This is a genomic window from Arthrobacter sp. 7Tela_A1 (assembly GCF_049311065.1).
Taxonomy (GTDB): Bacteria; Actinomycetota; Actinomycetes; order Actinomycetales; family Micrococcaceae; genus Arthrobacter_B.
Window position 1 is genome coordinate 14,319 of record NZ_JAXIOO010000005.1, and the last position, 20,220, is coordinate 34,538.

Genomic DNA, 20,220 nt, shown 5'->3' on the forward strand with positions numbered 1-20,220 from the left:
GGCAGCGCACACAAAGACTTCAGGAGTAAAGCAATGAACCACAATTTCGGAACCCCGGGCGCCATGGCTCCGCAGATGCCGTCCAGCCGTTACGTACTGCCGCAGTTCGAAGAGCGCACGCCGTACGGCTTCAAGCGCCAGGATCCCTACACCAAGCTGTTCGAGGACCGCATCATCTTCCTCGGCGTGCAGGTTGACGATGCTTCAGCAGATGACGTCATGGCGCAGCTCCTGGTGCTGGAATCCACGGACCCGGACCGCGACATTACCCTCTACATCAACTCTCCCGGCGGTTCGTTCACGGCCATGACGGCAATCTACGACACCATGCAGTACATCCGCCCGGAAATCCAGACGGTCTGCCTGGGCCAGGCAGCCAGCGCCGCTGCCGTCCTGCTGGCAGCCGGCACCCCCGGCAAGCGGCTGGCACTGCCGAACGCCCGCGTGCTCATCCACCAGCCGGCCCTCGGCGGCGGTGAGCGGGGACAGGCTTCCGACCTGGAGATCCAGGCAGCAGAGGTCATGCGTATGCGGACCTGGCTTGAGGACACCCTGGCGCTGCACTCCAACAAGACGTCGGAGGAAGTCAACCGGGACATCGAACGCGACAAGATCCTGACCGCTCAGTCGGCCCTGGAATACGGGTTGATTGATCAGGTGCTCGATTCGCGCAAGATCAAGACACCGGCGATCAACAAGGGCTGAGCTGCCGTTCGGGGCTGAGGACCTTTGCCCAGCTGCGGGCGTACAGAACGCATGGCAGGGGCAGCGACAGAAGCCCGTGGAGCGGAAAAACCGCACCACGGGCTTCTTGGTTGCTGATTACCTCCTCCAAGTGTCCTAGAGTGGACCATGCTGACAGGCACGCATTTCCTTCCGGCACGTTATTCCTCCGGCGCGGCAACCGCCGTTTCGGGGACCATCTAAAGGGGACTGAACTATGGCTCGCATTGGTGAGAGCACAGATCTGCTTAAGTGCTCTTTCTGCGGAAAGAGCCAGAAGCAGGTGCGGAAGCTCATCGCCGGCCCTGGGGTCTACATCTGCGATGAGTGCATCGAACTGTGCAACGAGATCATCGAAGAGGAACTCTCGGAAACTACCGAGGGCGATGCTTTTGTCCTGCCCAAGCCGCGGGAAATCTTCGACTCACTGCAGGAATACGTCATCGGGCAGGAACCGGCCAAGAGGTCCCTCGCCGTCGCCGTCTACAACCATTACAAGCGCATCCAGTCCGGACATGCGACCCGCGGTCCCGGTAACCTCACCGACGCGGTCGGTACCGAGGACGTGGAGATCGGCAAGTCCAACATCCTCCTGATCGGTCCCACCGGCTGTGGCAAGACGTATCTGGCACAGACCCTGGCCCGCCGGCTGAACGTGCCGTTCGCCGTCGCCGACGCTACTGCGCTGACCGAAGCCGGCTACGTGGGTGAAGACGTTGAGAACATTCTCCTGAAGCTCATCCAGGCCGCTGACTATGACGTCAAGAAGGCTGAGCAGGGCATCATCTACATTGACGAGATCGACAAGATTTCGCGCAAGAGCGAGAACCCTTCCATCACCCGGGATGTCTCCGGTGAAGGGGTGCAGCAGGCGCTGCTGAAGATCCTGGAAGGCACTGTCGCCTCGGTGCCGCCGCAGGGCGGCCGCAAGCATCCGCACCAGGAATTCATCCAGATCGACACGACGAACGTCCTCTTCATTGTTGCCGGCGCCTTCGCCGGACTGGAGGAAATCATCGGCTCGAGGTCCGGGCGCAAGGGCATCGGTTTCGGCGCCCCGCTGAACGAGACCAGCAAGGGAACGGACTCCTACGCGGAGGTCATGCCGGAGGACCTGCTGAAGTTTGGCCTCATCCCCGAATTCATCGGCCGCCTGCCGGTTATCACCACGGTTTCCAACCTGGACCGCACCGCGCTCATCCAGATCCTGACGGAGCCGAAGAACGCACTGGTCAAGCAGTTCCAGAAGATGTTCCAGCTCGACGGCGTGGAGCTGGTGTTCGACGCCGACGCGCTCGACGCTATCGCTGACCAGGCGCTGGAACGCGGCACCGGTGCCCGCGGCCTGCGGGCCATTCTCGAAGAGGTACTGCTGCCGGTCATGTTCGACCTGCCCAGCCGGGAGGACGTCGCGCGCGTCGTGATCACCCGTGAGGCAGTGACGGACAAGGTGGAACCCACCCTGATCTCACACGACGTGATTGCGAAACGGCGGAATAAGTCGGCCTAGCGTCACCACCCCAGCAACACACTGCGCCAAGGAGTAAACCCGTGTCCAACAGCACTGCCACAGCCGATTTCTGGTTCGATCCCACCTGCCCGTTCGCCTGGGTCACTTCGCGCTGGATGGGCGAAGTCGAAAAGGTGCGCGATGTCCGCACTGACTGGCATGTCATGAGCCTCGCGGTGCTCAACGAGGGACGCGACCTCCCGGCAGACTACCGGGAACGGATGGACAAGGCCTGGGGCCCGGTCCGGGTCATCATCGCCGCCGCCGAGCTGCACGGGCCCGAGAACATCAAGAAGCTCTATGACGCCATGGGAACGCGCATCCACGAAAAGGGAATGAAGGACTACGACGCCGTCATCGCCGAATCGCTGGAGGAAGCCGGCCTGCCGGCCGAACTGGCCGAGATCGCTGCAACTGACAAGTTCGACGAGCAGCTCCGTGCGTCCCACCAGCGGGCCATCGACATGGTAGGCGACGACGTCGGCACACCGGTCGTGGCGTTCAACGGCACCGCCTTCTTTGGTCCGGTTCTCACCCGGATCCCGCGCGGCGAGGAAGCCGGAAAGATGTTCGACGGCGCCGTACTGCTGGCCTCCAACCCGGCCTTCTTTGAAATCAAGCGCAGCCGTACCGAGAGCCCGCAGTTCGACTAGCCTACGTAGTTCCCCGCCCCGGCAACCCACACCCCCCTAAAACCCCCGCCCCCCCGCCGGCACCACCCGCCCGGGGGCACGTGCTTTTTCGTTCTACTCTGCGGGGGCCAGCTCGACGCCGGTCACGGCCATCTCACCGTCGCCCTCAGCCAGATCCAGGGTCCGGACATTACCGGCGGCCAGCAGGTCAGGCAGGCCCGCACGCAGGCGCGCCACCTGTACTGCCGGGGCCGTCACCGTGGCCGTCAGGACCTCGGTGCGCTGCTTGACCTTTGCCTCCGACTTCGCCTTGCGGATGCCGCCGAGGGCCTGGGCAACGGTTCCGAGGACCGCAGCGTCGGCACCGGACACTTCTGCGGCGAGACCCTCAACGGCAGGCCAGGGTGCCCGGTGGACGGAACCTGCACGCCACCAGCTCCAGACCTCTTCGGTGGCGAAGGGCAGGAACGGGGCGAACAGCCGCAGCAGCGAATCCAGCGTGGTGGCCAGGGTTGCCAGGACGGATGCCTGCTCGGCGTCACCGGCGGCGCCATAGGCGCGGTCCTTGATCAGCTCCACATAGTCGTCCGTGAAGGACCAGAAGAAGGACTCGGTGATCTGCAGTGCCCGGGCGTAGTCGTAGCTCTCGAATGCCTTCGTTGCATTGTTGACGACGTCGACCAGCTGCACCAGCAGGGACTTGTCCAGCGGGTTCGTGATGACCGACGCGTCGGCGGAAACCACAGTGGCTTCCGTCGCACCGAGGTTCAGCACGAACTTGGAGGCGTTGAGCAGCTTGATGGCCAGGCGCCGGCCGATCTTCATCTGTGCGATCTCGTACGCCGTGTCCGCACCCAGCTTGGCCGAGGCAGCCCAGTAGCGGACGGCGTCGGACCCGTACTCGTTGAGCACATCCGTGGGGACGACGACGTTGCCCTTGGACTTGGACATCTTCTTGCGGTCCGGATCCAGGATCCAGCCGGAGATCGCAGCATGCTTCCATGGAGCCGCGTGCTGCAGGGCATCGGCGCGGACCACGGAAGAGAACAGCCAGGTCCGGATGATGTCGTGGCCCTGCGGGCGGAGGTCGAACGGGAAGACCTTGGAGAAGAGGTCCTCGTCCACGCCCCAGCCGCCCACGATCTGGGGGGTCAGGGAAGACGTGGCCCAGGTGTCCAGTACGTCCGCGTCGCCAATAAAGCCCCCCGGAGCGTTGCGCTGGGACTCTTCGTAGCCCGGAGCCGGGTCCGCAGCGGGATCTGCGGGGAGGGATTCGAAGGACGGAAGGATCGGGTTGTCGTAGTCCGGGTTGCCGGAGTTATCCAGCGGGTACCAGACCGGAACGGGAACGCCGAAGAAGCGCTGGCGGGAAACCAGCCAGTCACCGTTGAGGCCTTCGATCCAGTTCTCGTAGCGGGAGCGCATGAACGCCGGGTGGAAATCGATTTCCTTGCCGCGGGCGATGAGCCGTTCGCGGCGGTCGGCGTCGCGGCCGCCGTTGCGGATGTACCACTGGCGGCTGGTGACAACCTCAAGCGGCTTGTCGCCCTTTTCGAAGAAGTTCACCGGGTGGGTGATCTTCTTCGGCTCGCCGTCCAGGTCGCCGCTTTCGCGGAGCATCTCAACGACGGCTTCCTTGGCGCTGAAGACGGTCTTGCCGGCGACGGCTGCGTAGTTTTCCTGCGCTGCCGGCGTCGTGATCCATTCCGGGGTATCGGCAAGGATGCGGCCGTCGCGGCCGATTACGGCGCGGGTGGGCAGGTTCAGCTCACGCCACCAGGTGACGTCGGTGAGGTCGCCGAAGGTACAGATCATCGCGATGCCCGAGCCCTTGTCCGGCTTGGCCAGCGGGTGTGCCTTGACCTCGACCTCGACGTCGAAGAGAGGGGACTTCACAGTGGTGCCGAACAGGCGCTGGTAACGCTCGTCGTCGGGGTGTGCCACCAGTGCCACGCAGGCAGGCAGCAGTTCCGGGCGGGTGGTTTCGATGAAGATCTTTTCGCCGTCCGGGGCGTGGAAGCTGATCCGGTGGTAGGCGCCGGGCTGCTCGCGGTCCTCGAGCTCGGCCTGGGCCACGGCGGTGCGGAAGGTGACGTCCCAGAGGGTGGGGGCTTCTGCCATGTAGGCATCGCCGGCCTTGAGGTTCTCCAGGAAGGCGCGCTGGCTGACCGCGCGGGAATGGTCGTCGATGGTGCGGTAGGTGCGGGTCCAGTCGACGGACAGGCCAAGGGTGCTGAAGAGGTTCTCGAAGACCTTCTCATCCTCGACAGCCAGCTCTTCGCAGAGCTCGATGAAGTTCCGGCGGGAGATGACGTCGAAATCGCGCTGGTTCTTCGGGGCGGTTGCCGGCGGGCGGTAGTCCGGGTCGTACGGCTTCGTCGGATCGCAGCGGACGCCGTAGTAGTTCTGCACCCGGCGCTCCGTGGGAAGGCCGTTGTCATCCCATCCCATCGGATAGAAGACATTCTTGCCCTTCATCCGCTGGTAACGGGCCAGGACGTCGGTCTGCGTGTAGGAGAACATGTGTCCAACGTGCAGTGAGCCCGAGGCAGTCGGCGGGGGAGTGTCGATCGAGTAGACCTCGTCCCGGACCGTGTCGGGATTAAAGGCATAGGTGCCTTCTTCGCGCCAGCGGCGGCTCAGGGTCTCTTCCAGCCCTTCCAGGGCGGGTTTGTCAGGAACGGAAACGGTCGCGGCGGGCGTGTCTGTGCCCGGGATATTGTCAGCCATGGTGCCATTCTCCCACGGGTGCCGGCGCCCTCGTCGTCTGTGTCGCAGCTGCCTGGGGCGTGCGGTACTGCCGGGCCTTTCCGGTGCGGGGGCAACCGCCTGGCATCCGTACATGGCTGATACCGGCAGCGTGGATCCGTCCCAGGTGCGCGTGAAGCGCATCTATGCAGCGCCCGACGGCGGCTTCCGGGTACTGGTCGACAGGCTCTGGCCGCAGGGAGTGTCCAAGGCAAGGGCGGAGTTGGACGCCAACGACGCCGTCGTGGAGTTTGGCGTCCAGTGCGCTTCCCGGCCGGAGACTGTCCTGCTCTCGCGGCCCGCAACGAGCAGGAGAACGAGGCAGTGGTGCTGCGGGACTATTTGCTGGGCCGGAATTTCACGTAGCTGTAGCCAATGAGGGCCATTGCTATGCAGCCGGAGAGGATAAGCGCCGCGCCGGTGGTCCAGCCGCCCGGAAGCCACCAGACATCTTCGAACGGCCACCAGACGGGAACCTTGCGCCAGAGACCCCAGATGATTCCGGCGGCGATCAGGGTCGATGCGCTGGTGAGGGCAATGACAATCCGGACCCAGGACTGCACGCCCTGTTCGGCCGCGCGGTAGGCCTGGACTTTCACGGGATGCAGCCAGCGGCTGGCCCAGTGGTAGCGAAGGGACAGGATTGCCAGGCCGGCGACCAGCATGAGCAGGCCGGGGCCGGGAAGCACCAGGGCGGCAGCTCCCAGCACAATCAGGGTCCAACCGGCCACTTCAATGCCCGTGCGGCGGACCCACGCGGGGATTCTGTCGGTGCGCGGCATGGGACTAGCTTTACACAGCCCTCCTTCCGGACCGACACCTCCGGCCTGGCCGGGGGCCCCGTTTCCTGGTTGCCGAGGTCCCGCCGGAGTGGCCTCGGCCCACGCGGGAGTCGGGGACCGGGACCGCCGGGATGGGGATGAGTGGGGCGGCCGAAGCTGAAGGGAAGCCGCCCGGCCCCTGAAGCACCCCAGAACAGCGTCGGAACGGCGGGACGAAACCTGAAACGGTTCGAGATGAGCCAGGGTTCCCACAAAACGTGACAGGTGATACTCGTGAGGTCACAGGGCACAACTCCCGTCACAGTACGTGGGAAGGCCGGTACGGGGAGATGGAAAGGGGCAGCCAATGGGCTCTCTAGGTGCGATCCGGCATCCCCATAAGTCGCATGTGCGCCGTCGGCTGCCCTATGTGCAGCGCAGCACTCATGGTCTACGAAGACCTGACCGTCAGCGGTCGGTGTCCGCCAGGGACTCCCGCACCAGCTGCACGAACAGTCCAGGGTTGCCGAGTACAAGCTCAGCCGTGATGCGCAGGGTGTGGTATCCCTGTGCGGTTGCGGCGTTCCATCGGTTCCGGTCCTGGCGGTAGTGCGTCCGGTTGCTGTGGAACTCGAAGCCGTCGATCTCAACGATGAGCCGCCCGGCAACCACAAAGTCCACCCGGCCGACGCCCGGCACCAGGACTTCCTCCTGGACCTCCAGCCCGGCAGCCAACAGGTGGTACCGGGCGCAGACCTCAAGCGGCGATGCCTTGGGCCGGCCCATACCAGCCACGAGTCCTTGGGCCTGCCAATCCCGTGCCTGTTCCAAGTCGTGCTGAAGAGTCCGAAGCGTGAGAGCATTGCGCGCCACTGCGGATTCCGCGATGACCAGGGCCTGCAGCGGTGGCAGGCACCGGAAGGCGTCCCGGACAATGTCGGCCGGGGCCGCAATAAGCCGACCCCTTGTCCTCCTGCCCCGGTGCAGGCAGACACCGGGATGCTGGATGGACCTGTCCGCACGGACGTGTGCTTGTACTGGAGGCTCCAGAAGCCACCAGCCCAGTATGGCCGCAGCCGAAGCGCAGCTCAGCGACGACCCCAGGGACGCGGCCAGCGTCAGTTCTTTGGGACAGTCAGGCAGGCCGTAGTAGCCCGGGACCTTGTGCTGCAGCACACCGCGGCGTTCGGCCGCCCTAAGCTGTGTCCGGGTGAACCCGTTCGCCTCCCATGCACTGCGGCTAAGCAGTCCGTGGTGAGCTCGGCAGAAGGCCTCCATAGGATCCACCCGGCCAGTCTGACCATGTTGTCCGCTGACTATCCGTCTATCGGCCGGACCGGGAACATTCCGCCGTACGGCTACGCCTGTGGAGGACACAGGCGACTTCCGGTGGGAGCGGCCGAAAGAGACAGCTGCACGGTGAACTAGCCCGTGTTTTCCAGCCGCTCACGGAGCCATGCCAGACATGCAGCACCCTGTGCCTGCTGGAAAGCACGCAGAGTGGGCAGCCCGGGCGGCGGTGGCCTTCGTGCACTGTCGATCCCTGCCCGCCGTTCCCACGGATTGTGGCAGGCGGCAACCCGTGGGGCCTCACCATTCACTGCTGCCACAGAACGTGGGAAGGGCGGGCAGTCGACGGCCCAGAGCCCCCGGCGGACCCTTCCCGCGACACAGCAGGACACCCAGACAGCCCAACCGGGACGCAGTTCGCTAGGCTGGCCCGCATGACGAACAAGCGCGTGGTTGTAACCGGAGCAAGCTCAGGAATCGGTGCGGCAGCAGTCCGTGCCCTGCGAAAGACAGGCTGGGATGTTATTGCCGTCGCCCGCCGGGAAGACCGGCTGAAAGAGCTCGCAGCAGAGACCGGCGCCCAGGTCCTCACCTGCGACGTCACAGACCAGGCTTCGGTGGAAGCCATGGCCCGGCAGGTGCTGGAGGGTGGGGGAGTGGACGCCCTTGTGAACAATGCCGGCGGTGCCTTCGGCATGGACTACGTGGCGGAGGGAAAGCCGGAAGACTGGGTCCGGATGTACAACGTGAACGTTCTGGGGGCGCTTTACGTGACACAGGCGTTCCTCCCCTCGCTGCGCGAGAACGGACACGGGTCCATCCTCATGCTCACGTCCACGGCGGCGCTCGCAGCCTACGAAGGCGGAGCAGGCTACTGCGCCGCGAAAGCGGGCGAGGAAGCGCTGACCCAGGCACTGCGCCTTGAAGAGGCGGAGCACAACATCAGGGTTATCGAGATCCTTCCGGGCATGGTCAAAACCGAGGAGTTCTCACTGAACCGGCTGGGCGACGCCGCTGCGGCAGAGAAGATCTACGCCGGCGTCGAGAAGCCGCTTACCGCCGCCGACGTCGCGGACGTCATGGCCTACGCGCTCAACGCTCCTCACCACGTGAACCTGGACCAGGTCGTCATCCGGCCAGTGGCCCAGGCAGCGCAGCACAAAGTCATCCGCCGCTAGGCGACGCGGCCGACCCGATCCGGCCGCCGGCATGGGCAGGCAAGAGAGACGTGACGCGGCCGCCCGGTACCCAGCTTCGACAGACGCCCGGAGGTGGCCTAAACTGGGCCAAGCAGCTTTGACCCGGCCATCACCGGCGAGCTTCCGGAAGAACAGTGCCTCTCCCCGCAGGGCAGGCACCCAGTAGAACCGGACGGGTAAGCCCGTCACAGCAGTCAATGAGCGGCAGCCGGCGTACGCATCTGGAATACCAGGGCGGACGACGGCGGCAAGCGAGGTGGTACCGCGGTTTCCCGCACGGCGTCAGCCGGAAGGGAGAATCGCCCTTGCATCCTGTTTTTACAGCCAGATTCATTTGCCGCTATCAGGATGACGAACATGCCACAGATCTACCCCAAGGCCTCCGCCGGCGATTCCGCCGAAGCTGCAGCGTCCTCGCCCAGGTTTCCCGAACTCGAAGAGCGGGTCCTGAAGTACTGGAACGAGGACGGTACCTTCCAGGCCTCCATCGATGCCCGGCCCGCCGGGGAAGAGGGCTCCAACGAGTTCGTTTTCTACGACGGTCCTCCCTTCGCCAACGGCCTGCCGCATTACGGCCACCTGCTCACCGGCTACGTCAAGGACCTGGTGGCCCGCTACCAGACCCAGCGCGGACACCGCGTTGAGCGCCGGTTTGGCTGGGACACCCACGGCCTGCCGGCCGAGCTGGAAGCCATGAAGCAGCTCGGCATGAGCGACAAGGTCCAGATCGAGAAGATGGGCATCGACAAGTTCAACGATGCCTGCCGTGCCTCGGTCATGAAGTACGCCGGGGAATGGCAGGACTATGTCACCCGCCAGGCCCGCTGGGTGGACTTCGAGAACGACTACAAGACGCTCAACGTCGAGTACATGGAGTCGGTCATCTGGGCCTTCAAGACCCTGCATGAAAAGGGCCTGACCTACAGCGGCTTCCGGGTGCTCCCGTACTGCTGGAAGGACGAGACTCCGCTCTCCAACCACGAGCTGCGCATGGACGACGACGTCTACAAGATGCGCCAGGACCAGACCGTCACGGTCACCTTCCCGGTCACCGCCGGAGACAACGTGCTCTCCGCGGAGCTCGAGGGCGTCAACGCCATCGCCTGGACCACCACGCCGTGGACCCTGCCCACCAACATGGCCCTCGCCGTCGGACCGGACGTCCGCTACGCCGTCGTTCCCGCCGGCCCCAACGGCACAGCTGCCGGTGAAGGCCGCTTCCTCCTCGCTGAGGACCTGGTCGCGTCCTACGCCAAGGACCTGGGATACGACGACGCCGAGGCAGCCCGAGCCGCCGTCACCTCCGTGCATACGGGCAAGGAGCTCGAAGGCCTGGGCTACACACCGCTCTGGAACTACTACGCCGACGCCGAGAAGTGGGGCACTGCCAACGCCTGGCGAATCGTCGTGGCCGACTACGTCACCACCACCGACGGCACCGGAATTGTCCACCAGGCCCCGGCCTACGGTGAAGACGACCAGAAAATCTGCGAAGCCAACGGCATCCCGGTGATCCTCTCCGTGGATGAGGGCGGCAAGTTCCTGCCCATGTTCGGCGAAGGCCCGCTGAGCGAAATCGCCGGCCTGCAGGTCTTCGATGCCAACAAGCCGATCACCCGTGAGCTGAAGTCCGAGGGGCGCCTGCTGCGCCAGGCCAGCTACGAGCACAGCTACCCGCACTGCTGGCGCTGCCGGAACCCGCTGATCTACAAGGCTGTCTCCTCCTGGTTCGTGGAGGTCACCAAGATCAAGGACCGCATGATCGAGCTGAACCAGCAGATCAACTGGATCCCGGAGAACGTCAAGGACGGCCAGTTCGGCAAGTGGCTTGAAAATGCCCGGGACTGGTCAATCAGCCGCAACCGCTACTGGGGCAGCCCCATCCCGGTCTGGGTGTCGGATGACCCCAACTACCCGCGCACGGACGTCTACGGCTCCCTCGCCGAGATGGAAGCCGACTTCGGCCGGCTGCCGCTGAACAAGGAGGGCCAGCCGGACCTGCACCGTCCGTTTATCGACGAACTGACGCGTCCTAACCCGGACGACCCCACCGGCAAGTCCACCATGCGCCGCGTCGAGGACGTTCTGGACGTCTGGTTTGACTCCGGCTCGATGCCGTACGCCCAGGTGCACTATCCGCACGAGAACGCCGACTGGTTCGAGCACCACAACCCCGGCGACTTCATCGTGGAATACATTGGCCAGACCCGCGGCTGGTTCTACACGCTGCACATCCTGGCGACCGCACTCTTCGACCGGCCCGCGTTTACCAACGTGATCAGCCACGGAATCGTCCTCGGTTCCGATGGACAGAAGATGTCCAAGTCGCTGCAGAACTACCCGGACGTTTCCGAGGTCCTGGACCGCGACGGCTCGGACGCCATGCGCTGGTTCCTGATGGCCTCACCGATCCTGCGCGGCGGCAACCTGATCGTCACCGAACAGGGGATCCGCGACGGCGTCCGCCAGGTCATCCTGCCGCTGTGGAACGTGTGGCACTTCTTCACCCTCTACACCAACGCCGCGAACAACGGTGCCGGGTATGAGGCGTCGCTGCGCCACGAATCCACCGAACCGCTGGATACCTACATGCTGGCCGCCACGGGCGACCTCATCCGGGACATGACGACGGCGCTGGACACCTACGACGTTTCGGTCGCCTGCGACATGCTGCGCGCCTACATGGATACGCTGACCAACTGGTACGTCCGCCGCAGCCGCTCCCGGTTCTTCGACGAAGACACCCAGGCCTTCGACGTCCTCTACACCTGCCTTGAAGCTGTCTGCCGTGTTGCGGCGCCGCTGCTGCCGCTGGTGACCGAGGAGATCTGGCGCGGTTTGACGGGCGGACGCTCGGTCCACCTGACCGACTGGCCCGAAGCCGGTGCCTTCCCCCGGGACCCGGACTTGGTGGCCCGCATGGACCTCACCCGGAAGATCGCTTCCGTCGGCTCCTCGCTGCGCAAGGCCGCCAACCTCCGGGTCCGGCTGCCGCTGGCCGGGATGACCGTGGTCGCTCCGGAAGCCGAAGCGCTCCAGGGGCAGTTCGCCGCGATCATCGCGGATGAACTGAACCTCAAGTCCGTCCGCCTGGTCGATGCCGCAGAGGCTGATCCTGCCGAGTTCGGCATCACGCAGAAGCTGGTGGTGAACGCACGCGCCGCCGGCCCGCGCCTGGGCAAGAACGTCCAGGCCGCCATCAAGGGCTCCAAGTCCGGTGACTGGTCCGTGGCCGAGGACGGGACAGTCACTGCCGGGGGACTGGCGCTGGAACCGCACGAGTACACCCTGGAAACGGTGGTGGAGTCCGGAGACGGTGAATCCTCGAAGGCCGTGGCAGTCCTGCCCGGCGGCGGGTTCCTGGTCCTGGACACGGAGGTAACTCCGGAACTGGCAGCAGAGGGCGCCGCCCGCGACGCCATCCGTGCCATCCAGCAGGCCCGCCGCGACGCAAACCTCCACATCAGCGACCGGATCCGCACTACCATCCGCACGTCGGAGGCGGATGCGGCCGCGCTGGAAGCCAACGACAGCCTGATCAAGACTGAAACACTCACGGCTGAGCTGATTGTTGCGGGCGACCTGGCGGTCAAGGACAACGACAAAGACACCGACAAATACATCGTGACCGTGGAGAAGATCTGATGACCGCTGAAGACAGCCCCTCAGGCTCCATCGACGGCTTCTCAGTCGAGAGCGTCTACGCTGAACTGCTCAGCCGTGCCCCGGAGAACAAGATGGAGCCGCGGATGGCTCCGCTGTTCCGGGCCATGGAAATCCTGGGCGAGCCGAACAAGGCGTTCCCGATCATCCACATCACCGGGACCAACGGCAAGACGTCGACGGCGCGGCTGATCGAGGGCGGCCTGCGGGCGTACGGGCTGCGCACCGGCCGGTACACCAGCCCGCACCTGAGCAAGGTCACCGAGCGCATCAGCATCGACGGTGAACCCGTCGCCGACGAGACGTTCGTCCGGATCTGGGACGAGATTCGTCCCTACCTGGAAATGGTCGACGCCGAACTCGATGCCGCCGGTGAACCGCGCCTGACCTACTTCGAGTGCGTGACGATCCTGGCGTTCGCAGTCTTTGCCGACGAACCGGTGGACGTGGCCGTGATCGAAGTTGGTCTCGGCGGCATCACCGACGCCACCAACGTGGGCGACGGCGCCGTATCGGTGGTGACCCCCATTTCCCTGGACCACACCGAACTCCTGGGAGACGACGTCGCCGACATTGCGTTGGAGAAGGCCGGCATCATCAAGGAGAACGGATTCCTGATCAGTGCGGCCCAGCCGGTGGAAGCCGCACAGGTGCTGCTGGAGAAGGCCAACGAGGCAGGTGTCCCGTTCCGCTTTGAGGGGATCGAGTTCGGGGTGGAATCCCGCACCATGGCCGTCGGCGGACAGCTGGTGACCGTCAATGGACTGGCCGGCCGCTACGAGGACCTCCTCGTGCCGCTGCACGGAGAACACCAGGCGCAGAACGCCGCCGTCGCCGTCGCGGCACTGGAAGCCTTCATCGGGGGCGGATCCAAGGAACTGGACGTGGAGCTGCTGCGCACCGGATTCCAGACCGTCACGTCTCCGGGGCGCCTGGAGGTTGTCCGCACGGCACCGACGATCATTGTCGATGCAGCCCATAACCCTGCCGGAGCCCGGGCCAGCGCCCAGGCCGTGCTCGAGTCCTTCAACCTGTCCTCCCTGGTGATCGTCGCCGGGATCCTCACGGAGAAGGACGCCGTCGGAATCCTCGCGGAACTGCGTGAGGTCCTCGGGGACACCGTCACCGGCATCTGCCTCACCCAGTCCAGTTCACCGCGGGCGACCCCGGCCGAGGAACTCGTGCAGGACGCTGTCGACGCCGGCTTCCCGGACGAGTCGATCCAGGTGGAGCCGGGCCTGGACAATGCCATTGAATGGGCCGTGGCCAAGGCAGAGGAAAACAACGACCTCGCCGGCGGCGTGCTCGTCATCGGTTCCATCACCGTGGTCGCCGAAGCGCGTACCCTTCTCGGAAAGTAAGTCCATGGCACGAATGACCAAGGCCCAGCGCGATTGGCGCCCGGGCATGCCGAAAAAACGCCGTTCCATCCGCGTGATGTTCGCTTCCACGGTGCTGAGCCTGGAAGCCTTCGTGGTGCTCTTCGGAACCCTTGTCGTCTTCGGGCTGCAGCGGGAGACGCTGGAACCCCTGGTGATCCTGATTGGCGGGGTCCTCCTGGCAGCAGCCCTGATAGGTGCCTGTGCCTTCCTGTCCAAGCCGGCGGGCCCCTGGATTGGCTGGGTTCTTCAACTGGCCATCATCGCCACCGGCTTCCTGGAACCCATGATGTTCTTCGTCGGGGCCCTGTTCGCCGGCACCTGGTGGTACGCCCTCCGGGCAGGGGCGCGGCTGGACCGGGAGAACCGGCAGCGGGACAAGGAACAGGCGGAGTGGGAAGCTGCCCACGGGTCCGAATCCGGCGAAGCCGCCACCAGCTAGGCTTAGTACCAGTCACCCCACAACCTCCAAGGAGATATCCAGCGTGAGCACCGAGCGCACACTTGTCCTGATCAAGCCCGACGGCGTCCGCCGCAACCTGACCGGCGCCATCCTGGCCCGCATCGAAGCCAAGGGGTACACCCTGGCTGAGCTGAAGAAGATGGACGCCACCAGGGAACTGCTGGAGGCGCACTACGCCGAGCACGTGGGAAAGCCGTTCTACGAGCCGCTGGTCGAGTTCATGCTCAGCGGTCCGATCGTGGCGGCCGTCTTTGAAGGCCAGCGCGTCATCGAGGGTTTCCGTTCACTGGCCGGCGCCACCGAACCGACTACTGCTGCGCCGGGAACCATCCGCGGAGACTTTGGCCGCGACTGGGGAACCAAGGTCCAGCAGAACCTGGTGCACGGCTCGGATTCCGCCGAATCGGCCGAGCGCGAGATCGCCATCTGGTTCGGTAAGTAACCGGACAGCGCACACAGCGTCTCTGTAACGCGCAGGAGGCTTAGGCTGTGGGCCATGGCACATATCTACAATGCAGACCTCAGTCCTTCCAAGGCCGAACTGATCTCGGAGTGGCTGCCAACGGCTTCGTGGTTCCCGGCAGACGGTGCGGACGGCGCGCCGGTTGCCGCGCGGCCTGTCGGTGCTTTCCGGTTTGATGACCCGCAGGGCGAAGTGGGGATGGAGACCCACATCATGCAGGCGGGGCCGCTGACCGTGCAGGTGCCGCTGACGTACCGCGGGGAACCGCTCCAGGGGGCAGAGGCGTACCTCATCGGTACGATGGAGCACTCGGTGCTCGGCCGCCGCTGGGTCTATGATGCCTGCGGTGATCCGGTGTACGTGGCAGCCTTCGCTGCGGCGGTGATCGACGGCGTCGGGCAGGCACTGCAGTACGTCGAAGAAGACGGCGTGCGCCGGGAGCTGGCCCGGAGCCTCACCCTGGAGACCAGCGGAATGCCCGACGGCGAGGAGCTGGTGGAAGCTCCGGAACGCGAGCCGGCCGGCTGGACGGTAACCAGGATGCTGCACGAGAACTGGGAACTCTCCCTGGTCCGGATCCTGGACCTGGGCGGCCGCGCCGCGCCGCCGCCGTCGCTCGTGGCCCTGTGGGACGGACAGCAGGACCCGGCAGTGCTCGGTTGGGCTTTTCCGCTCGGCCAGCCCGGGAGCTAGCTTCCCAGGAATGAATTCATGAAGCGGAAGAATATGGACGCTGCTGTGGCGATCCACAGCAGCGCCGTGATAGCCCATGCCCATTCTGAAACGAAGCGGACCAGTCCGCGGGGTGCGGGAATGACCCCGTGGGCGAGGTTCCTGACTGTCGTGAAGACGAACAGCGGGATCATCGCCGTCCAGACCACAATGCAGTAGATGCACAGCACGTAGATATCGAAGAGCGCCTGACTCCAGAGCCACACCACGAAAACCATGCCGAGCGTGACGCCGGCCTGGAAGGCTGCCCAGTACCAGCGGGAGAACCGGGCGCCGGCGAACATCGACATGGCCACGGTGACGGTCACAGCGAAGGCAATGATGCCGATCAGGGGATTGGGGAAACCAAACAAGGACGCCTGCCAGGTTTGGAAGACGGTGCCGCAGGAGACCCAGGGGCTGATGTCGCAGCTGGTGATGTAGTCGGCGTCCGCGTACACCCGCAGGCGTTCAACGACCAGGATCCCGGATCCCAGCCAGCCCACGATCGAGGTAATGAGCACCAGCCACGCAAATGGCCGCTGCCGCACGGACCGTGGGATGTTCTCTTCGCCGTTATCGCGGGCACGATCCCTGCTGATCGTCGGGCGGGTGGCGCTGGAAGTCACGCGGGGCTCCTTATCGGACAGGTGTCGGTCGTCCGATTCTATGCCCAGCAAGCTGGCGGAATGACCGCCGTGTGAGATAATGACTGTGGCTGTTGGCGGAACCACATTCCGTCGATGGTCCAGCGACAGGCTTCCGGTGCTGTTGGCGATGCTTCCCGAGACACGAATGCCCATCAATCCGGATGGGACAGGGGAATCCGCCGTACAGTCCTACCCCAGCCCAAACGCCTCGCCGTTAAGAGCAGGTAGCAGGAAAAGCGCCGCTGGTCTTGCGAGTGATGCCGTGCCCTCACGATGGCGCGACCTGGCGGGACATTTAGACGACTTCCGGCTGGCGCAGGCTGCGATGCCACGCACAGCCGATACATTGCCCTCCGGGCATTGGAATGTGGCCAGTGCCGCGGGGGCCGGAGCATAGCTTTATATGAATATTGAACGCACAACAGAAGAAGCGGTCGAACCGGCGGAAACTGCGCAGGCCGGACCGGCAGCAGGGCAGCCTGAAGCGCCTGCACAAGAGGGTGCAAAGGCCCCCGCCAAGCGCCCTTCACGGGCACGTCGCAAGCCGCCGGTGGATGCTGCTGCCGGGGCGGACACAGGAGCAGGAACTGAGCCTGCCGTTACGGAAACTGCGGCAGAGCAGGCCTCCGCCGCGGCCGTAGCTGATCAGGGCACAGGCGTCTCCGCCGATGCTGACGCCAAGCCCAAGCGAACCCGTGCGCCCCGCCGCAGGGCCTCCGCCGAGCAGAGCGCCCCTGCCACCTCTCCCGCCGCGGACGCCGAGACGGCAGACGTTGCCGGTGAAGCTGCTGAAGACCCCGCAGCTGAACAGCCCGCAAAGGCGGTTCGCCGGCGCCGCAGCCCGGCAAAGAAGCCTGAAGCTGCCGCGGAACCGGCACACAAGGCCGACGCCGCAGCATCTGAGGCTCCTGCGGCTGCGGCTGACGGAGAGCCTGAAGCTCCCACCGTAGAGGCCGGGGACGCCAAAGCAGCCCCACGTACCCGGACGCGCCGTCGGGCCGCCGCTAAGACAGGATCTCCTGCACCGGAGGCAGCCGATACGGCTCCCGACGCCGACGCTGAAGCTGCGCCGGTAACGGCAGGCGAAAACGCTGCCGCTTCGGCTCCAAAGGAATCCGAACCGGCTGCCGCACCTGCCGTCCTGGACCCCTTCGCCATTCCGGAATCACCCACCTCGGTGCTCTTCCATGCCCCTGACCTCACAGCCGTCAAGGCGCTGGCTCCGGTTGCCCCCGAGTCCGGCCCCGAGGACGACACCGACGAGGACGCCAAGGAAGGCGGCCGTTCGCGCCGCAGCCGCCGCCGCAGCCGTGGACGCAGCCGCTCTGAAGGCGACGACGCCGCTGACGGTGAAGACAGCAGTCAGGCGCCCGGTGTTGGGGAAGAGAGCGCAGATGGCGTCACCTCCCGCCGCCGCCGTCGCCGCCGCCGCGGAGATGCAGACCTGGAACTGACCGGCGGATCCGATGATGATCCGCCCAACACCGTCACCCGGGTACGCGCTCCGCGTGCCCACGCCGAAGCACCGGTCAGCGACCGTGTCACCTCGGTAAAGGGCTCTACCCGCCTGGAGGCAAAGAAGCAGCGCCGCCGCGAATCACGCGAATCCGGCCGCCGCCGCCACGTCATCACCGAGGCGGAGTTCCTGGCGCGCCGCGAATCGGTCGACCGGCAGATGATCGTCCGCCAGCGCGATGACAGGATCCAGATCGGCGTCCTCGAAGACGGTGTACTGGCCGAGCACTTCGTGTCCAACACCCAGCAGGACTCCCTGATTGGCAACGTCTACGTTGGCAAGGTCCAGAACGTGCTCCCCAGCATGGAAGCCGCGTTCGTGGACATTGGACGCGGCCGCAACGCCGTGCTCTATGCCGGGGAAGTGAACTGGGATGCCGCCGGGCTGGACGGACAGCCGCGCCGCATCGAGCTGGCGCTGAAGTCCGGCGACTCCGTGCTGGTCCAGGTCACCAAGGACCCGGTCGGGCACAAGGGGGCCCGCCTGACCAGCCAGATCTCGCTGCCCGGACGTTACCTGGTGTACGTCCCGGGCGGTTCGATGACCGGCATCTCCCGCAAGCTGCCCGACGTCGAGCGCAACCGCCTGAAGAAGATCCTCAAGGACCACCTGCCGCAGAACGCCGGCGTCATTGTCCGCACAGCGGCCGAAGGCGCCTCCGAAGAGGAGCTGATGAATGACATCAACCGGCTCCGTGCGCAATGGGAGAACATCGAGGCCAAGGCCAAGTCCACCAAGACCCTGCCGCCTGAACTCCTCTACGGCGAACCCGACCTCACCATCAAGGTGGTCCGCGACGTCTTCAACGAGGACTTCTCCAAGCTGATCGTCTCCGGCGAGGAAGCCTGGGACACCATCGAGGCCTATGTCACCTACGTGGCACCGGACCTGGTGGGCCGCCTCGAGAAGTGGACCAAGGACGAAGATATCTTTGCGGCCAGCCGCATTGATGAGCAGATCGCCAAGGCACTGGACCGCAAGGTCTTCCTGCCGTCGGGCGGCTCGCTGGTTATCGACCGCACCGAAGCCATGACCGTGGTGGACGTCAACACCGGCAAGTTCACCGGCAGCGGCGGAAACCTCGAAGAAACCGTCACCAAGAACAACCTGGAAGCTGCGGAGGAAGTTGTCCGCCAGCTCCGCCTGCGGGACATCGGCGGCATCATTGTCATCGACTTCATCGACATGGTGCTCGAAGCCAACCGTGACCTCGTGCTCCGCCGCCTGGTTGAGTGCCTGGGCCGGGACCGCACCAAGCACCAGGTTGCCGAGGTGACCTCGCTGGGCCTGGTGCAGATGACGCGCAAGCGCATGGGTACCGGCCTGCTGGAAGTCTTCGGCGAGGAATGCTCGCACTGTGCCGGCCGCGGCGTCATTACCCATGACATCCCGGTGGAGCACCGGCGCAGCACCAGCCACGCCGGCCACGCCGTCTCGGAGGACAACCACTCCCAGCACCTGAAGCAGGAGAAGCAGTCCCGCGGAGAGCGCAAGCGCCGCAACCGGAACCAGAACCAGAACCAGAACCAGCCTGCTCCCGCTGCCGCGGAGCAGACAGCGGCCGAGGAAACCCAGCCGGATGAGCGTGCAGCCAAGGCAGAGGCCGCACGCGCTGCTCTGGCCACGATTGCCGCTGCCGCCGCAGCAGCCCACGGCGCTGAGGAGGCGGCCGGCAGCCCTGCGTCGCCGGCCGAGGCGCCTGCCGAGCCTGCTGAAAAGCCGCTGATCAAGGAACCGCAGGACGATCTCCCGGAGGAAGCCGGAGCAATCCTGCGGATCCAGGGTGAAACCGTGATTGTCCCGCGGCGTGAACGCCGGCGCCCGGTCCGCCAGGAAGCCCAGCTCACCCTGGAAAGCCTGACCGAGGCGTTCAACGACGTCTCCCCGGTTCCGCCCGCGGCAGAGGACAAGACGCCGTCCTCCGGAAACGTGTCTGCGGGCGGCAGGTCCGCCGCTGACAGCGGTGTGGTTGCGCCTGTGGAAGAGCCTGCCCGCCGTCCTCGGCGCCGCCGCGCCGCACGCAGCCCGCAGGGCGCCGCCGACGCGCAGATCATCAAGGCCGGTTCCGAGGGCCTTGAGTCCGCTGCGCAGGGGAGCAGCACCACGGCCGTGGCTGCGCTCCCGGCTGAACGGCCCAAAGCGGAGGCCAGTACTCCGGTAATTCTTGGAGTCGGAGTTCCCGCATCTGATCTGTAAGACCACTGCAGCGTGTTTCGAACAGCAGCAGGCCGCCGCCCCGCCGTCCACGGCGGCGGCCGGCGGGCGGTTACCGGGAGGGGGGCGGCGGCCCCCCCGGGCGGGGCCCCCCACCCCCCGCCCCCCCCCCCCCCCACCCCGGGGGGGGGGCCCTGCTGCCGTTAACCGTCAGGGGCGCTGCGGCCAGCGCGGACTCAGGGCCCGGCGAAGTGTTATAGAGTAGTACCTAGCGCAGTGACGTCCGTTGTGGATGGAACGCTGGATCGGCCGTGCATTTGCGGCTTATGGGTCCCTTAGCGTAACCTTGAACTTCGGT

The 20,220-nt window shown here is 65.5% G+C and carries 14 protein-coding genes and 1 pseudogene; 11 read left to right on the forward strand and 4 right to left on the reverse strand.

The window, feature by feature from the left end:
- Positions 1-33 precede the first annotated feature (33 nt).
- The 3 genes from TVB01_RS03225 (at position 34) to TVB01_RS03235 (ending at position 2,886) form a co-directional block, all read left to right on the forward strand.
- Entirely contained in the window at positions 34-705 is a 672-nt protein-coding gene (locus TVB01_RS03225; protein WP_422454058.1) for an ATP-dependent Clp protease proteolytic subunit, read from the forward strand.
- Between the two features lie 235 nt (positions 706-940).
- A complete protein-coding gene (clpX, locus tag TVB01_RS03230) occupies positions 941-2,233 on the forward strand; it encodes an ATP-dependent Clp protease ATP-binding subunit ClpX (protein ID WP_422454059.1) in 1,293 nt (430 codons plus the stop codon).
- A 41-nt stretch (positions 2,234-2,274) separates the two neighbouring features.
- Positions 2,275-2,886, forward strand: coding sequence for a DsbA family protein (locus TVB01_RS03235; RefSeq protein WP_422454061.1), 612 nt, complete (start codon positions 2,275-2,277; stop codon positions 2,884-2,886).
- Positions 2,887-2,979: 93 nt separating this feature from the next.
- On the opposite strand, the gene valS is transcribed toward TVB01_RS03235, so the two are convergent.
- The gene (gene valS, locus TVB01_RS03240; RefSeq protein ID WP_422454063.1) at positions 2,980-5,595 is read right to left on the reverse strand and encodes a valine--tRNA ligase; all 2,616 of its coding nucleotides are present in this window, start codon (positions 5,593-5,595) and stop codon (positions 2,980-2,982) included.
- 112 nt (positions 5,596-5,707) lie between these two features.
- Between valS and TVB01_RS03245 the strand changes: the two are divergent.
- Positions 5,708-5,842, forward strand: a pseudogene (locus TVB01_RS03245) (DUF488 family protein); the annotation flags it as partial.
- A 109-nt stretch (positions 5,843-5,951) separates the two neighbouring features.
- Here TVB01_RS03245 and TVB01_RS03250 read toward each other — a convergent pair.
- Complete coding sequence (locus TVB01_RS03250) at positions 5,952-6,395, reverse strand: PGPGW domain-containing protein (RefSeq protein ID WP_422454064.1); 444 nt, start codon at positions 6,393-6,395, stop codon at positions 5,952-5,954.
- Between the two features lie 447 nt (positions 6,396-6,842).
- On the reverse strand, positions 6,843-7,550 hold the full coding sequence (locus tag TVB01_RS03255; RefSeq protein ID WP_422454066.1) for an endonuclease domain-containing protein: 708 nt from the start codon (positions 7,548-7,550) through the stop codon (positions 6,843-6,845).
- A 548-nt stretch (positions 7,551-8,098) separates the two neighbouring features.
- Here TVB01_RS03255 and TVB01_RS03260 point away from each other — a divergent pair.
- From TVB01_RS03260 to TVB01_RS03285, 6 genes are all read left to right on the forward strand, one after another.
- Entirely contained in the window at positions 8,099-8,842 is a 744-nt protein-coding gene (locus TVB01_RS03260) for an SDR family oxidoreductase (RefSeq protein ID WP_422454068.1), read from the forward strand.
- 378 nt (positions 8,843-9,220) lie between these two features.
- On the forward strand, positions 9,221-12,508 hold the full coding sequence (gene ileS / locus TVB01_RS03265; RefSeq protein WP_422454069.1) for an isoleucine--tRNA ligase: 3,288 nt from the start codon (positions 9,221-9,223) through the stop codon (positions 12,506-12,508).
- A complete protein-coding gene (locus TVB01_RS03270) occupies positions 12,508-13,887 on the forward strand; it encodes a bifunctional folylpolyglutamate synthase/dihydrofolate synthase (protein ID WP_422454071.1) in 1,380 nt (459 codons plus the stop codon). The genes ileS and TVB01_RS03270 overlap by 1 nt, the downstream gene beginning before the upstream one ends.
- Before the next feature lie 4 nt (positions 13,888-13,891).
- Positions 13,892-14,347 (forward strand): DUF4233 domain-containing protein, encoded by a 456-nt coding sequence (locus tag TVB01_RS03275; protein WP_422454072.1) that lies wholly within the window; start codon positions 13,892-13,894, stop codon positions 14,345-14,347.
- A 43-nt stretch (positions 14,348-14,390) separates the two neighbouring features.
- A complete protein-coding gene (gene ndk, locus TVB01_RS03280; RefSeq protein WP_422454074.1) occupies positions 14,391-14,810 on the forward strand; it encodes a nucleoside-diphosphate kinase in 420 nt (139 codons plus the stop codon).
- A 54-nt stretch (positions 14,811-14,864) separates the two neighbouring features.
- Entirely contained in the window at positions 14,865-15,524 is a 660-nt protein-coding gene (locus tag TVB01_RS03285) for a CG0192-related protein (RefSeq protein WP_422454076.1), read from the forward strand.
- Here TVB01_RS03285 and TVB01_RS03290 read toward each other — a convergent pair.
- Positions 15,521-16,171: a vitamin K epoxide reductase family protein gene (locus TVB01_RS03290; protein WP_422454078.1), complete on the reverse strand. Its 651-nt coding sequence runs from the start codon at positions 16,169-16,171 to the stop codon at positions 15,521-15,523. The genes TVB01_RS03285 and TVB01_RS03290 overlap by 4 nt on opposite strands.
- 424 nt (positions 16,172-16,595) lie before the next feature.
- On the opposite strand from TVB01_RS03290, the gene TVB01_RS03295 reads away from it, so the two are divergent.
- A complete protein-coding gene (locus TVB01_RS03295; RefSeq protein ID WP_422454080.1) occupies positions 16,596-19,904 on the forward strand; it encodes an Rne/Rng family ribonuclease in 3,309 nt (1,102 codons plus the stop codon).
- The last annotated feature ends 316 nt before the right edge of the window (positions 19,905-20,220 follow it).

Bases quoted from the DNA above. Each gene is read 5' to 3' on its own strand.
- TVB01_RS03225 (WP_422454058.1), top strand. From the start codon at position 34: ATGAACCACAATTTCGGAACCCCGGGCGCCATGGCTCCGCAGATGCCG.
- clpX (WP_422454059.1), top strand. From the start codon at position 941: ATGGCTCGCATTGGTGAGAGCACAGATCTGCTTAAGTGCTCTTTCTGC.
- valS (WP_422454063.1), bottom strand. From the start codon at position 5,595: ATGGCTGACAATATCCCGGGCACAGACACGCCCGCCGCGACCGTTTCC.
- TVB01_RS03250 (WP_422454064.1), bottom strand. From the start codon at position 6,395: ATGCCGCGCACCGACAGAATCCCCGCGTGGGTCCGCCGCACGGGCATT.
- TVB01_RS03260 (WP_422454068.1), top strand. From the start codon at position 8,099: ATGACGAACAAGCGCGTGGTTGTAACCGGAGCAAGCTCAGGAATCGGT.
- ileS (WP_422454069.1), top strand. From the start codon at position 9,221: ATGCCACAGATCTACCCCAAGGCCTCCGCCGGCGATTCCGCCGAAGCT.
- TVB01_RS03270 (WP_422454071.1), top strand. From the start codon at position 12,508: ATGACCGCTGAAGACAGCCCCTCAGGCTCCATCGACGGCTTCTCAGTC.
- TVB01_RS03275 (WP_422454072.1), top strand. From the start codon at position 13,892: ATGGCACGAATGACCAAGGCCCAGCGCGATTGGCGCCCGGGCATGCCG.
- TVB01_RS03285 (WP_422454076.1), top strand. From the start codon at position 14,865: ATGGCACATATCTACAATGCAGACCTCAGTCCTTCCAAGGCCGAACTG.
- TVB01_RS03295 (WP_422454080.1), top strand. From the start codon at position 16,596: ATGAATATTGAACGCACAACAGAAGAAGCGGTCGAACCGGCGGAAACT.